Here is a 13,250-nt window from a genome sequence, read left to right as displayed (position 1 = left end):
ATGGCGTGGAACCGCGACGAAATGGCCGCCCGCGCCGCCGGCGAGCTGCGCGACGGCGACTACGTCAACCTCGGGATCGGCCTGCCGACGCTGGTGCCGAACCACGTGCCCGACGACGTCGAGCTGGTCCTGCAGTCGGAGAACGGCATCCTCGGCGTGGGGCCGTACCCGGAGGAGGACGCCGTCGACCCGGACCTCATCAACGCGGGCAAGGAAACCGTCACGGTGCGCAAGGGCGCGTCGTTCTTCGACTCGGCGCTGTCCTTCGGGATGATCCGCGGCGGCAAGATCGACGCCGCCATCCTCGGCGCGATGCAGGTTTCCGCGGCGGGGGACCTCGCGAACTGGATGATCCCCGGCAAGATGGTCAAGGGCATGGGCGGCGCGATGGACCTGGTCCACGGCGCGAAGAAGGTGATCGTCCTGATGGAGCACGTCGCCCGCGACGGGTCGCCCAAGATCGTCGAGGAGTGCACGCTGCCCTACACCGGCCGCGGCGTCGTCCAGCGGATCATCACCGACCTGTGCGTCCTCGACGTGACGTCCGACGGGCTCTCGCTCGTCGAGCTGGCGCCGGAGGTCGACTTCGAGCAGGTGCAGAAGCAGACCGGACCGCGGATCCGCGTGTCCTGACCCCCGGCGGCCGGTTTCTCGCCCACGACGCCCGTTCGAGACTCAACCTCGAACGGGCGTCGCGCGTGTGAGGGGCGGTGACCACCAGTCCGAGCCCGCCCGAGGAGTCCGATGCGCCGTCTCGCCGTCCTGGTTCTCGCGCTGCTCTGCACGATCTCGGTCGCGCCGACGGCGGACGCCGCCGTCGCACCGAAGCCCCCGCCGCTGTCCACGCCGTGGACGTCCCAGGTGAGCACCACCGACCCGCTGCCCGAGTACCCGCGGCCGCAGATGACGCGGCCCGACTGGCAGTCCCTCAACGGGGAGTGGGAGTTCCTCAACCCCGCCACCGGCGCGGGCGGCAGCGTCGACCGCTACGCCGCGCCGCCCCTCGGGCAGACGCTGCCCGAGCGCATCCTCGTGCCCTACCCCGTCGAATCGGCGCTGTCGGGCATCATGCGCAACGACAACCGCGACCTGATGTTCTACCGCCGCACCTTCACGGTGCCGCAAGCCTGGGCCGGCCGGAACGTGCAACTGCACTTCGGCGCCGTCGACTACGAAGCCACCGTGTGGGTCAACGGCGTCCAGGTCGCCACGCACAAGGGCGGGTACGACCGGTTCGAAGCCGACATCACCGCGCGGCTCACCGGCGGCGCCAACGAGATCGTCGTCCGCGTCTACGACCCGACCGACGGCCGCGGCGAGAACCAGCCCGTCGGCAAGCAGGCCACCACGCCGTCGAACATCTTCTACACGCCGTCTTCCGGGATCTGGCAGACGGTCTGGCTCGAGCCGACCGCCCCGTCGTCGATCTTCTCCGTCGACATCTACCCGAACCTGGCCGACAACACCGCACGCGTGCGGGTGTTCGGCCGCGGGGACGTCAGCGGGTACTCCGTGCTCGCCGAGTCGATGACCGGCGGCGCCGTCGTCGGCAGCGCCACCGGGGGCTTCACCGAGTTCTCCGTGCCGGTGCCGGCCGCGCGGCGGTGGTCGCCCGACGACCCGTTCCTCTACGACCTGCGGGTGTCGCTGCGCAACGCCGCGGGCACGACGGTCGACCAGGTCGTCAGCTACTTCGGCATGCGCGAGGTCGGCACGAAGAACGTGAACGGCGTGCTGCGGCCGACGCTCAACGGCGAGTTCGTGTTCCAGATCGGCACCCTGGACCAGGGTTTCTGGCCCGACGGCCTGTACACCGCGCCGACCGACGCGGCGCTGGCATCCGACCTGCAGAAGCACAAGGAACTCGGCTTCACCATGGTGCGCAAGCACATCAAGGTGGAGCCGGCCCGCTGGTACTACTGGGCCGACCGGCTGGGACTGCTGGTGTGGCAGGACATCCCGTCGACCCCGACCGCCGACTCGAACCGCACGCCGGCGCAGATCGCCGAGTTCGAGACCGAGGCGCGCGAGATCGTCGACGAGCACCGCTTCTCCCCCGCTGTCGTGACGTACGTGCCGTTCAACGAGGGTTGGGGCGAGTGGAACCTGGACGAGACCAGGCGCGTCACGACCAGCCTGAAGAACTACGACCCGACCCGGCTGGTGAACGCGCACAGCGGGTTCAACTGCTGTGCCGCCAAGGGTGATCCGGGCACCGGCGACCTCATCGACTGGCACGTCTACACCGGACCGGACGCGCCCCGGCCGTCCGCGACCCGGGTATCGGTGCTCGGCGAGTTCGGCGGTCTCGGCCTGCGCAACCCCGGCCACGAGTACAGCCCCACCGGCGGCTTCTTCGCCTACGAGCAGATGACGAGCGCGGCGCAGCTGAACGACCGCTACACCGGCATGGTCCGGGACGCGAAACAGCTGGTGACCACCAAGGGCCTGTCGGCGTCGGTCTACACCGAGATCACCGACGTCGAAGGCGAGTACAACGGCCTGCTCACCTACGACCGGCGGGTGCAGAAGGTCGACACCGCCCGCGTCCGCGCCGCGCACGCCGACCTGATCGCCGCGTCGAAGAACCTGAACGCGGCCGTGCCGCTGACGCTCGGGCACGTCCGGTCGTTCCGGGTGACCACGCCCGGGTTCACCGACCGGTACCTGCGGCACGCGGATTCCTTCGCCCGCACCGATGTCCTGACCCCGGGCAGCGCGGACGGGCCCCGGCAGGACGCCTCCTTCCGGACCGTCGCGGGGCTCGCGGACCCGCGTTGCTTCTCCTTCGAGTCGGTCAATTTCCCCGGCAAGTTCCTGCGGCACGCCGATGGCCGCGTCCGGATCGACAGCGACACCGGCGGCACGTTCGCCGCGGACGCCACCTGGTGCACGCGGCCGGGGCTCGCCGCCGGCGGGACGTCGTTCGAGTCGCTGAACCTTCCCGGCCGGTACCTGCGGCACTACGACGAAACCGTGTACCTGGCCCAAAGCGGGGGCCCGAACCCGTGGGACACCGCGACGAGCTTCGCCGCCGACGCGACGTGGAACGTCTCGGCGCCGGCGCTGTGGCGCAGCTCGGTACCCCTCGCCGTCAACGCGCGACAGTCGCTGCGGGTCACGACGTGGGGCTACACCGACCGGTACCTGCGGCACGCCGGCGGCCTCGCCTACACCGAGGTGGTGACCGGCGGCAGCGGCGCGTTGCTCAAGCAGGACGCGACGTACACCGTCCGGCGCGGGCTCGCCGAGTCCTCGTGCTACTCCTTCGAGTCGGTGAACTACCCCGGGCAGTTCCTGCGCCACCAGGACGGCCGCGTCCGCAACTCCCCGGACGACGGCACGGCCCTGCTGCGCGCGGACGCGACGTTCTGCACCCGGCCGGGCCTCGGCGGCACCGGCGTGACGTTCGAGTCGCTCAACATCCCGGGGGCGTTCCTGCGGCACTTCGACTCCCAGGTCTACATCGCCTCGGGCGGCGGCACGGGCTCCGACCGCCCCCAGACGGTGACGGCCGACAGCAGCTGGACCGTCGCGGCGCCCTGGGCTCCGTAACTCCGGCCGACCGCGCCGAGGACCACCAGCTCGGCCCCGAACGACCTGGTGGTCCCGGCGTCACCGCGTGCAGACGAAACTCGACGCCCGGTCCGGATCACCGGCGCGGTACCGCGGCCAGGCCGGGTACTCGCAAAGCGGACGGGTGCGGTCGTGGGCCACATCGGCCACGGTCGGGTTCGTCGGCGGCTGTCCCCGTTCGGCCCAGTGTTCGAGCGCCGTGAGCGAGTCCCAGCCGGCGGCGAACGCCGGTGTGCCGAAGTTGGCGTGGTTCGCGCCGGGCACCACGTAGTACCGCGTGAACGCATCCGTCGCCCGAGGCCCCGCCACCGCGCGCACCCGCTCGTAGTAGTCGCTCGTCGAGTACGGCGACACCAGCTCGTCCGCGGCTCCGTGCAGCAGGATCAGCTTGCCGCCGGCGCGGGCGAACGGGCGGAGGTCCGCGTTGTTGCGGTCCTCGATCTTGGACAGCGCACTGATCCGGCCGAGCCACTTGCCGGGGTGGCGGGGATCGACGTCGAGCGAGTTGTACTGCGGGTCGCGGGTCAGGAAGTACTTCACCCACTGGTCCCAGTACTGCATCCCGTAGCCGCTCGTCACCGGCATCGGATCGGCCGGCGCGGTGGTGCCGAACCCGAGGAACGGCGTCCGCATGTCCGCTCCCGACAGGAACGGGAAGCCCGGGTAGCCGGTCTCGCCACTGGCGACCCGGTACGGCCACCGGAACGGGGACGACATGGCGGTCACGGCGCCGATCTGCGGATCCGACAGGCAAGCCGGACCGGCGTCGGCTCCGCCCGGGCAGCGAAGCACGCGCGGATCGAAGTGGCAGGCGCCCGGGTCCGAGACGACCTTGTCCACCAGCCCGTCCGCGCCGTCGCACGCGGAGATGACGCTGTTGTAGAGGAGCGTCTGCTTGTCGACACCGGGGAACGCGCCGGGCCGCGACAGAACCTGCGTCAGGTATCCCAGGTCCAGCACCTCGGCGAGGTTGTTCCACGCCGGGAAGGCAGAGATCACGCCGTCGAACGCGGCCGGCCACCGCTGGGCCACGGTGAGGGCTTCGCGGCCGCCCGTCGATCCACCGGCGAAGTAGACCTCGGCGGGTGTCGCCGTGTAGGCGTGCCGGATGAGGAACAGGCTCGCGTCCCGCGTCTTCTTGAGGGCGTCACCGGCGGCGAAGTTGAGCAGGGCCTCGTCGTTCGCCCCGAACGACCCGTCCAGGCTCGGCGGGGCCGCCGGGTTCTGCTGGTGGCCGGAGTCGCTCGCGAACGTCGCGTACCCGCGGGCCAGGGGCACCGGCCGGTCGGCGGGCCCGAACGGCACGTTCGACGCCAGGTCGGGGATGGTGCCGTTGTAGCCGCCACCGCCGAACATCAGCGCCTTGCGGTTCCAGTCGCGGGGCAGCGCGACGCGCATTTTGATGGCGGGCGCGGCCGGATCGACGGGAAAGAGGTCGGCGTCGACCCGGCAGTACTCGACGGGACCGGTCACGACCGAAACCGACGTCACGCGGCCGCCGCCGGTCGGCAGGCTCATGACCGACGCCGGAATCTTCAGCTGGTCCAGCCCGGCGCATCCCGCAACCGTCGTCGCGGCCGCCGGGCCGGCCAAGGCGGCCGCCATGACGACCACGGTCGCCGGCAGCGCGAGCCGGCGGGCCGTCCTTGCCGATGTCCGCTTCATTCCGGCCTCAGCTCCGCGCGGTAGAGGTGCGCGCCCGGGATGGCGTGCGGATCGTCCCGGACCTCGCCCGGGTTCGTCTCGGGCAGGAACCACGCGCTGGCGAAGGTGATCAGGCCCATCAAGGTGATGTAGACGGCGACCGGCACGGTGCTCCCGGTGTTCGCGATGAGGGCGGTCATCAGGAACGGCGTGCCGCCGCTGACGATGATCGCCGAAAGCTGGTAGGCCAGCGACGCGCCCGAGTAGCGGACGCCGGGCGCGAAGAGCTCGCCGAGGAAGCTCGCGATCGGGCCGTAGGTGAGGCACTGGAACACGAAACCCACCGTCACCGCGACGAAGATCAGCGGCAGGGACGCGGTGCCGATGAGCCCGAAGTACGGGAAGGCCCAGACCGCGACGCCGAGACCGCCGATCAGGATCAGCGGCCGGCGGCCCACCTTGTCCGAGATGCGCCCGGACCACGGGATGACCACGAGCATCGCCACCGAGCTGAGCAGCACGACCGCGAGCAGGGAATCACGTTTGAGCCCGAGAGAACCCGTGCCGTAGCTCAAAAGCCCGGAGATGCTGACGTAGAACAGGCTGTTGGTGGCGGACAGGAGCCCGCAGCCGAGCAGGATGGTTCCCCACTTGCTGCGCAGCACCTGGGCCAGCGGCGCCCGGACCACCGCGCCGTCGGGCTTGCCCACCTCACGCTGCAGGTCGCGGAACTCCGGCGTGTCCTCCACCTTGGCCTGGATGTAGAGGACCACCGAGAACATCACGACGCTGAGCAGGAACGGGATGCGCCAGCCCCAGCTGAGGAAGGCGGCGTCCGGCATCAGGCCGCTGGCGGCCACGAAGATCAGGTTCGAGAGGATCACCGCGACGGGAACGCTGGTCTGGCCGAAGGTTCCGGCGAAACCCCGCCGTTTCGGGCCGGCGGACTCGGTGAGCAGGAGCACGATGCCGCCCCACTGGCCGCCGGTGGCCAGGCCCTGGATGAAGCGCAGGATGACGAGCAGGGTCGGGGCCAGCGCGCCGACGGACGCCGCGGTGGGCAGGCAGCCGATCAGGAAGGTGGCGGCCCCCATGACCGCCAGGCACGCGACGACGACCGGCTTGCGCCCGTACTTGTCCCCGAGGTGCCCGGCGAGCACCCCGCCGATCGGCCGCGCCACGAAACCGGCCCAGAACGTGCTGAAGGCCAGGAGCGTCCCCGTCAGCGCCGAGGCGTGCGGGAAGAACACCTTGGGGAACACCAGCGCGGCCGCGGTGCCGTAGAGGAAGAAGTCGTACCACTCGATCGAACTTCCGATGAGCCCCGCGGCCAGCAGCTTGCGGAAGGCCCGGGGTCGGGTCGCGGGCGAACCGGCGTCAGCGTGGCCGGATTGCCCTTCGGGTTGGGTGAGCGGGGCTGCCATGGATGCCGCCTTCGTCGGTAGCGCCGGCAAGTGATGGCGGTCATGTTAAGGCGCCGTTACGCTGCGGTTGAGGTGTGGAACACCTACTCCTCCCGCCGAAACGGTGGGTCTTTCGTCCACCCGACAACCCGGAGGATGGCACTGTGGCCAGCGAACCAGGCGAAGCGGAGACGCGCCGGCAGCGTGAACTGGCGTCGTTGTACGCCACCGTCAAGTCGCTCACCGCGCTGGGCGAGCTCGACCAGGTCCTGCAGTCGATCGTCCACCACGCCCACGAGCTGATCGGCACGGACTTCACCTACCTCTCGCTGGTCGGCGCGGACGGCAGGCTGTCGGCCCGCGCGTCGGAGGGCACGATCTCCGCCGAGTTCCTCGCGGCGGCCATCCCGGCGACCGTCGGGCTCGGGGGCAAGGTGCTGGCTTCGCGGAGCCCGCACTGGGTGCGCGACTACGCCACCTCGACGCTCATCGAGCACGATTCGAACTTCGACCGCCTGGCCGGCACCGAAGAACTGGTCGCGCTCCTCGGGGTGCCGCTGGTCATCCGGGGCGCAGCGGTCGGCGCCCTGTTCGCGGCGGACCGCTCCGAACGGTCCTTCCAGGCCGACGAGATCGCGCTGCTGAACGCGTTCGCCGATCACGCCGCGGTCGCCCTCGACAACGCCCGCCTCTACGAAGCGAGCCGGACCGCCTTGCAGCAGCTGCAGGTCGCCTACCGGAAGAGCGAGCGGGCGCAAGCGATCCACGAAGCTCTGACCGGTGTCGTGCTGGGCGGCGGGACACCGGGCGACGTCGCGCAGCTGCTCGCCGACCAGCTGGGCGGAAGCGTCACGCTCCTCGACCGGACCGGCGCCGCTCTCGTCCGCCGGGATTCCGCCGCGGACCCGTGCCGGACTCCCCCGGACACCGACCTGGCCGGCGCCGTCGAGGACGCCCGCCGCTCGGGCCGCTGCACGACTTCGGCCGGCGCCGGCGGGACCACCCGCAGCGTGGCCGCCGTCCAGGCCGGGGACAGCTACCTCGGCGCCCTGGTGTGGAGCCGGAAGGCGGCCGACGGCGACGAGGTCCCGGACGACATGGACCTGCGCACCCTCGAGCGGGCCACGCACATCGTCGGGCTGCTCGTCCTCAAGGAACGGGCCGTGGCCGAGGCCGGCGAGCGGCTGAGCGGAGAACTCCTGACCGATCTCATGGTCGGCGGCCCCGGGATCAGCCCGGCCCAGCGCGCCCGCACCCGCGCGCGCGGCATCGACGCCGACCGCCTCGATCTGGTCCTCGTCGCGGACGCCGCCGCGCTGACGTCCACCGACCTGGCACGCCACCTGCACGACATCGCCCGGGACCACGCCGGGCTGGCGGGCGAGCACCTGGGCCGGGCCACGATGATCCTGCCCGGCGAAGACGACGACCGGACCGTCGGGGAAGTCCACAGCAGACTGCGCCGCACCCTCGGCGGTCCCGTCACCGTCGTCGGGGAACGCGCGGTCAACCACGACTGGGCGCGCGCCTTCTCCCTGGCCGGCCGTTGTGGTGCGGTGATGCGCGCGATCGGGCAGACCGACCTGGGCGCCACCACGCGCCGATACGCCTTGTACGCCATGGTCTTCGACCCCGAACGGGCCGGCGAGCTCGACCGCTTCGTCGCCGACACGATCGGCGCGCTCCTCGAGTACGACGAGCGGCGTGGCACCGATCTCGTCGACACGCTCGGCGTCTACCACGACCACCGCGCCAACGTCGCGGCGACGGCCCGGGCGTTGCACCTGCACGTCAACACCCTGCTCAAGAGACTGGACCGGGCCACCACCGTGCTCGGCTTCGACTGGCGCCACGACAACGACCTCGAGCTGCGGCTCGGGCTCCGGCTGCACCGGCTCCGGGCGGCCACCGCGCCGTCGTGAGGTGCCTCAGGCGGTCCGCGCCGACTCCCGCAGGGCGATCTTCGAAAGCTTGCCGGTGCCCGTCTTGGGCAGGGTGGCCATGAAGACGAATTCGTCGGGCAGCCACCACTTCGCGACCATCGGCGTGATGTGCCGCCGGAGCTCGTCGGCCGTGGTGGCACTGCCTTCCCGCAGGGCGACGCACGCGACGGGGCGTTCCATCCACCGCGGGTCGGGGCGGGCGATCACGGCCACTTCGACGACGTCGGGGTGGGAGGCGATGGCGGCCTCGAGCTCGACCGAGGAGATCCACTCGCCCCCGGACTTGATCAGGTCCTTCATGCGGTCCACCAGCCGCAGGTAGCCCTGGGCGTCGATGGTGGCCAGGTCGCCGGTGCGCAGCCAGCCGTCCTCGGTGAAGCTTTCGGCGGAGTCCACCCGGAAGTAGGCGCCCGCCACCCAGGGACCGGCGACCTGCAGCTCGCCGACGGCGCGCCCGTCGCGCGGCAGCTCCTCGCCGGTCTCGACGTCGGCGATCCGCACGTTCACCAGGGGCAGCGGCTGGCCCTGGGCGGCCCGCACGGCCACCTGGTCCGCCGCGGTCGCGTCCCGGTGCTGGGTGCGCGTGCCGCCGATGACCCCGACCGGGCTGACCTCCGTCATCCCCCAGGAATGGGTGATGGGGACGCCGATCGCGGCGAGGTAGGTCTCGGACAGCGCCGGGGGCACGGCGGAGCCGCCGCCGAGCAGGAACCGCGTGGCGCTCAGGTCGTGCGCCCGCAACTCGGGTGCCAGGCTCGTCCACACGGTGGGGACGGCACCGGCGACCGTCACCCGCTCGGCCGCCATCAACCGCAGCAGGTGGCCCGGCTCCGCGGAAGCGCCGGGGAGGACCAGCGCGGCGCCCGCCATCATCGCGCCGTAGGGAAGGCCCCAGGCGTTGGCGTGGAACATCGGCACGATCGGCAGCACGACGTCGCTTTCGCAGAGGCCGATGAGGCCGGCCGCCAGCGTCCCCAGGCAGTGCAGGATCGTCGACCGGTGGCTGTAGAGCACACCTTTCGGCGGTCCGGTCGTCCCGGAGGTGTAGCACAGGCCGGCGGCCAGGTTCTCGTCCGCGAGCGCGAAGGTGTCTTCGAACGAGCCCGCGAACGGCTCCGCCGCGGAGATCAGCTCGTCGTAGCCGGAGATGCGGGGGTCGGCGGGGATCGGCGTGTCGGTGCCGTCGGGCAGCACCACCCAGTGCCGCACCACCGGCAGCCGGTCGACGCTGGGCCAGATCCGCGGGAGCAGCCCGCGATCGACGAACACCACGTCGTCCTCGGCGTGGTTGACGATGTACTCGAGGTGCTCGGCCGGCAGCCGGATGTTGATCGAGTGCAGCACCCTCTTGGTGGCCGGCACCCCGAGGTAGAGCTCCAGGTGGCGCCGGCTGTTGCTCGCGAACGTGGCGACCCGGGCGCCGGGCAGGACGCCGAGGGAGTCCAGCGCGGTGGCGAGGCGCCGGGTGTTTCCGGCCACCTCGGCGTACGTCGATCGCCCGGCGCCGGCCGTCACGATCTCCTTGTGCGCGAAGAGCCGCTCGGCGCGCTCCAGGATGTGGGCGATGGTCAGCGGACGTGGCTGCATCAGCCCGTCCATGGCGTCGCCGCGAAACCGCTCAAGCCGCATGGAGCTGACTTTAAGTGCCGTCAGTGGCGGAGGAGAGGGCACAATGTCCCACTCCTCCACCCCTTCCGGTAGTCACTACCACCACTGCGGCGGTGCCTCGTCAGCCGCAGGCCTTTCCGTCCACCGCGAAGGCCGACGGCGCCGGATTGGTCCCCGTGTAGCTGCCGTTGAAGCCGATCGAAACCGACTGCCCCGGGGCCGGCGAGGCGTTCCAGGGCAGGGCCGTGGCGGTCACGTCCGCGCCGGCCTGCGCCCACGTCGCCGACCAGCCCTGCGTCACCTTCTGCGCACCCGGGAACGTGAAGCCCAGTTTCCAGCCGTTCCAGGCCGTCGTGCCCGTGTTCTTCACCGTGACAGTGGCCGTGAAGCCGCTGTTCCAGGTGTTCGCCGCGTACGTCACTGCGCAGCCGCCCGCCGGGGTGACCGGCCGGGTCGTGAACGACGCGGCGGGCGAGTCCGGGCCCGTCAGGCCCGCGCCGTTGCGCGCCACCACGACCAGGGTGTAGGCGGTCGACGGCGAGAGACCCGTCAGGGTCGCCGTGGTCCCGCTGACGGTGGCCAGCACCGTGCGGGCCGAACCGGTCACGCGGACCACGTCGTAGCCCTCGACACCGCTCTCCGGATCCGCGGACGCTGCCCAGGTCAGCGTCGCGCCGCTGCCGGACACCGCGGACACGGCGGGCGTGCCCGGCGCGGCGGGCGCCGTCGTGTCCACAGTGGACGACGACTTTTCCGCCGTCCAGTTCGCCAGCCAGGCCAGCGCCGAGTTCCAGTTGATCGCGACCTCGTTCACCGAGTACGCCTGGATGTCGTCGACGAAACACCGCTGCGGCGCGCAGCCGGCGAGCAGCCGGGCCGCGGTCGGGTCCTGCAGGCCGCTGTTGGGCCCGCCGGACAGCGCGCCGGGCGGGGCGATCGGCAGCGACGGGTCCAGCTGGTGCGCCCAGAACCGGTGGTGCACGTTCCGCACCGGCTGATCGCCGTGGCCGGAGACGTACGAGTAGTTCGCGGGGTTGCGGCCCAGCAGGTAATCCATCGCCGCGAACGCGCCGTCGCGGTACTCGTCCCGCTTGGTGAAGTCGTACGCCAGGGCGAGCACCACGCCGTTGTTGGCCACCAGGCCGTTGGAACCCCACTCGTACGAGCCGTCGGCCGTGCGGTACGGCGCCGGGTAGCCCATGGCCGCCATCTGCGCCAAGTGGCTGTCGGCGGTCGTGGTGATCGCCGTCCGGATCGCGGCGACGTCCGCCGCCGGCAGGTCGGTGGGCACCACCGCGAGCGTGATGTCGCCGAGCGCACCCGTCGAAGCCCAGTCGAAGCCGTGCGTGGTGAAGCTCTTCCCGCGGTAGAGCGGAGAACCGGTGACGTCGGCGCGGTAGGCGCTCGTCCCGGTGGTGGTGAACAGTTCCGCGGCGGCCCAGTAGAACTCGTCGGTCACCGTGCTGTCGCTGTAGGTGCCGCCGCCGGTGCCGTCGTTCGGGTCGGCCAGGACGTTCGGGTTGGCCTTCGCCGCCGCGTACGCCTTCTCGGCCGCGGCGAGCAGCTTCGCCGAGTACGCCGGATCGATGGTCCGCCACAGCCGGGACGCCTGCGCCGCGACCGCGGCCGTGTTCAGCGTCGCGGCCGTGCTCGGCGGCGACAGCCGGCGCGGCTGGCTGTCCTGGTCGGGCCGGGTGGGCAGGGACGTCCACTGCGCGTCGTGGACCTTGTGGTGCACCATCCCCGCGTTCGGCTTGCCGTCCGGCACCTGCATGGCGAGCAGGAAATCGACCTCCCAGCGCGCTTCGTCGAGGATGTCCGGCACGCCGTTGGCCCGTTCCGGGATCGCCAGCTTGCCGTCGCCCAGCGCGCTCGCGTCGCCCAGGCGCAGGGCCCGTTCGTACTCGTCGAGCAGCTCCCACGCCGCGATGCCGCCGTTCACCACGTACTTGCCGTGGTCGCCCGCGTCGTACCAGCCGCCGCGCACGTCGAGGGTGTAGCCGCAGTCCAGGTCCGACCGGCAAGGAACGTTGTCGTCACCTTGGTTCGGCGCCACGTTCACGTGTCCGGCCGGGCGCGCGTAGGCGGCGCCGGCGTACGCGGCGTCGATCGCGATACCGCTGCGCTGGTGGTAGAAGAACGCCAGCGAGTCGGAACGCAGCTTCTGCGGCCCAGTCGCGGAGATGTCGAACGGGAAGCTGGTCTCGGACCCGACGGTCAGCGTGTAGCCGGCCCCCGCGGTGTCGTAGGCGGAGAAGTCGATTTCGTGCACGCTCTCGCCGGAAGGCGCGTCGGCACCGCGCGGCGTGGTCCGGCCGGTGGCCACCGCGGTCCCGGCCGAGTTCTTCAGCGTCCAGGTCTGCGCGCTGGTCGAGTCGCTGATCAGCGTGGCCCGCTTGGGCAGGCCCGGCACGTAGCTTTCCTGGTTCACCCGGATGCCGCTGGTCGGCGGCAGGCCGCCGGGCGGGACGACACCGCCGACGAGGGAGATGTTGTCCAGGCAGACGGTGTTGGCGGCGGCCTGGCCGCCGAACCAGAACGCCAGCTGACCGTTGCCCGCGGCGGGAAAGTCCAAAGTGGACGTGAAGGTGACCGCGAAGTGCTGCGTCGACGGCGTCACGGTGAAGTCGGTCCGCGAAATCTGCCGATAGGGTGACACGGCCTCACCCGCGACGGCGGAGATCGGCTGGGTGGTGGTCGCGTGCGCGTCGAAGGTCAGGGTGTACTGCTGTCCCGCCTCGAACGGCACGCCGTTCTGGCCGGCCAGCGCGTCGTACCCGTTGGCCGTGCCGCCGGGGACGCCGGTGCAGAACTCGCCGCCGGCGACGCGGCCGGTCGTGCCCGCCCCGGCCCACCACGGGTCGAGGCTGCCGCCGTCGAAGGTGCCGTTGAGCAGGCGCTCGTAGTCCGCGGCGGAGGCGGGCGCCGTGCCCCCCGCCAGCCCGAGTACCACCGCGACCAGCAGGGCCGGCCCGGCCCGCAGTTTCCTTGCCCGCATTCGCCATCTCCTCGTTGTTGTTGCCGTGGATGGTGATCCGGACTGAGAGCGCTCCCAGGCGACCGTAACCGTGCCGTG

Annotated in this window: 7 protein-coding genes; 3 read left to right on the top strand and 4 right to left on the bottom strand. The window is 71.5% G+C overall.

All coding sequences use genetic code 11. From position 1 onward, the window contains the following. Together AB0N03_RS35380 and AB0N03_RS35375 are read left to right on the top strand one after the other, a co-directional pair. Complete coding sequence (locus AB0N03_RS35380) at nt 1-633, top strand: CoA transferase subunit B (RefSeq protein WP_364381159.1); 633 nt, start codon at nt 1-3, stop codon at nt 631-633. 111 nt (nt 634-744) lie between these two features. Further along, nucleotides 745-3,555 (top strand): AbfB domain-containing protein, encoded by a 2,811-nt coding sequence (locus tag AB0N03_RS35375; RefSeq protein ID WP_364381156.1) that lies wholly within the window; start codon nt 745-747, stop codon nt 3,553-3,555. Between the two features lie 60 nt (nt 3,556-3,615). On the opposite strand, the gene AB0N03_RS35370 is transcribed toward AB0N03_RS35375, so the two are convergent. Next, nucleotides 3,616-5,241 carry a tannase/feruloyl esterase family alpha/beta hydrolase gene (locus AB0N03_RS35370; RefSeq protein ID WP_364381153.1) on the bottom strand — a complete coding sequence of 542 codons (1,626 nt, stop codon included), beginning with the start codon at nt 5,239-5,241 and terminating at the stop codon, nt 3,616-3,618. Continuing rightward, nucleotides 5,238-6,644: an MFS transporter gene (locus tag AB0N03_RS35365; RefSeq protein ID WP_364381150.1), complete on the bottom strand. Its 1,407-nt coding sequence runs from the start codon at nt 6,642-6,644 to the stop codon at nt 5,238-5,240. Before AB0N03_RS35365 ends, AB0N03_RS35370 begins: the two co-directional genes overlap by 4 nt. A 143-nt stretch (nt 6,645-6,787) precedes the next feature. On the opposite strand from AB0N03_RS35365, the gene AB0N03_RS35360 reads away from it, so the two are divergent. Then, nucleotides 6,788-8,545, top strand: coding sequence for a GAF domain-containing protein (locus AB0N03_RS35360; RefSeq protein ID WP_364381147.1), 1,758 nt, complete (start codon nt 6,788-6,790; stop codon nt 8,543-8,545). Between the two features lie 6 nt (nt 8,546-8,551). Here the strand turns inward: AB0N03_RS35360 and AB0N03_RS35355 are convergent, their stop codons facing one another. Then, the gene (locus AB0N03_RS35355) at nt 8,552-10,195 is read right to left on the bottom strand and encodes a long-chain fatty acid--CoA ligase (RefSeq protein ID WP_364381144.1); all 1,644 of its coding nucleotides are present in this window, start codon (nt 10,193-10,195) and stop codon (nt 8,552-8,554) included. Between the two features lie 100 nt (nt 10,196-10,295). After that, nucleotides 10,296-13,172, bottom strand: a complete 2,877-nt coding sequence (locus tag AB0N03_RS35350; protein WP_364381141.1) for a glycoside hydrolase family 9 protein — start codon at nt 13,170-13,172, stop codon at nt 10,296-10,298. Nucleotides 13,173-13,250 lie beyond the last annotated feature (78 nt).

This window comes from Amycolatopsis sp. NPDC051061, assembly GCF_040682935.1.
Classification (GTDB): Bacteria; Actinomycetota; Actinomycetes; order Mycobacteriales; family Pseudonocardiaceae; genus Amycolatopsis.
This window is presented reverse-complemented; position numbering and strand designations above follow the sequence as displayed.

What these genes read in the sequence shown, in the direction of transcription:
- AB0N03_RS35380 (WP_364381159.1), top strand. Translation starts at nt 1, where the DNA reads ATGGCGTGGAACCGCGACGAAATGGCCGCCCGCGCCGCCGGCGAGCTG.
- AB0N03_RS35375 (WP_364381156.1), top strand. Translation starts at nt 745, where the DNA reads ATGCGCCGTCTCGCCGTCCTGGTTCTCGCGCTGCTCTGCACGATCTCG.
- AB0N03_RS35370 (WP_364381153.1), bottom strand. Translation starts at nt 5,241, where the DNA reads ATGAAGCGGACATCGGCAAGGACGGCCCGCCGGCTCGCGCTGCCGGCG.
- AB0N03_RS35365 (WP_364381150.1), bottom strand. Translation starts at nt 6,644, where the DNA reads ATGGCAGCCCCGCTCACCCAACCCGAAGGGCAATCCGGCCACGCTGAC.
- AB0N03_RS35355 (WP_364381144.1), bottom strand. Translation starts at nt 10,195, where the DNA reads ATGCGGCTTGAGCGGTTTCGCGGCGACGCCATGGACGGGCTGATGCAG.
- AB0N03_RS35350 (WP_364381141.1), bottom strand. Translation starts at nt 13,172, where the DNA reads ATGCGGGCAAGGAAACTGCGGGCCGGGCCGGCCCTGCTGGTCGCGGTG.